The sequence below is a fragment of the Bartonella sp. AA2SXKL genome, assembly GCF_042197205.1.
GTDB lineage: Bacteria > Pseudomonadota > Alphaproteobacteria > Rhizobiales > Rhizobiaceae > Bartonella.
The window spans coordinates 1-1,189 of record NZ_JBHIRN010000055.1; the positions used below are offsets into that span (position 1 = coordinate 1).

The window sequence follows — 1,189 nt, forward strand, 5'->3', positions numbered from 1 at the left end:
AATGGCGAAGAGCAAGTTTGAACGAACAAAACCGCATGTTAATATTGGTACGATTGGTCACGTTGATCATGGGAAGACCTCGTTGACAGCAGCGATTACGAAATATTTTGGTGAATTTAAAGCTTATGACCAAATTGACGCTGCGCCAGAGGAACGCGCACGTGGAATTACTATTTCTACAGCACACGTTGAGTATGAAACGGAAAATCGTCACTATGCGCACGTTGATTGTCCAGGACACGCTGATTATGTGAAAAACATGATCACAGGGGCAGCACAGATGGATGGTGCTATTTTGGTTGTTTCAGCAGCTGATGGCCCAATGCCTCAGACACGTGAGCATATTTTGCTTGCACGTCAGGTTGGTGTTCCAGCAATTGTTGTTTTTCTTAATAAAGTTGATCAGGTTGATGATGCAGAACTTTTGGAGCTTGTAGAGCTTGAGGTTCGGGAACTTTTATCCAAATATGATTTCCCAGGCGATGATATACCAATTGTTAAGGGTTCTGCATTGGCAGCTCTTGAGGATAAGGATAAAAGCATTGGTGAAGATGCTGTTCGTCTTTTAATGAGTGAAGTTGATAATTATATCCCAACCCCTGAACGTCCTGTTGATCAACCATTTTTGATGCCGATAGAAGATGTTTTTTCGATTTCGGGTCGTGGAACTGTTGTTACGGGTCGTGTTGAGCGTGGTGTTATTAAAGTTGGAGAGGAAATCGAGATTATCGGTATTCGTCCAACGTCTAAGACGACGGTTACAGGCGTTGAAATGTTCCGCAAGCTTTTGGATCAAGGTCAAGCGGGTGATAATATAGGAGCTCTGCTACGTGGTGTTGACCGTGAAGGGATTGAGCGTGGTCAAGTATTGGCAAAGCCAGGATCCGTTACACCTCATACACGGTTTAAAGCAGAAGCTTACATTTTGACAAAAGATGAAGGTGGGCGTCATACACCATTTTTCACGAATTATCGCCCTCAGTTTTACTTCCGTACGACGGATGTTACAGGTATTGTTACGCTTCCAGAAGGAACGGAAATGGTTATGCCAGGTGACAATGTTGCGATGGATGTTTCGTTGATCGTTCCGATAGCGATGGAAGAGAAACTTCGTTTTGCTATTCGTGAAGGTGGTCGTACTGTTGGTGCCGGTATCGTCTCTAAGATCATTGAATAAATAATGCTTGTT

General features: G+C 43.6%; 1 protein-coding gene. It reads left to right on the forward strand.

Translation table 11 applies throughout. From position 1 onward, the window contains the following. Position 1: 1 nt before the first annotated feature. Positions 2-1,177, forward strand: a complete 1,176-nt coding sequence (gene tuf, locus ACFINS_RS09665; protein ID WP_012755022.1) for an elongation factor Tu — start codon at positions 2-4, stop codon at positions 1,175-1,177. Positions 1,178-1,189 lie beyond the last annotated feature (12 nt).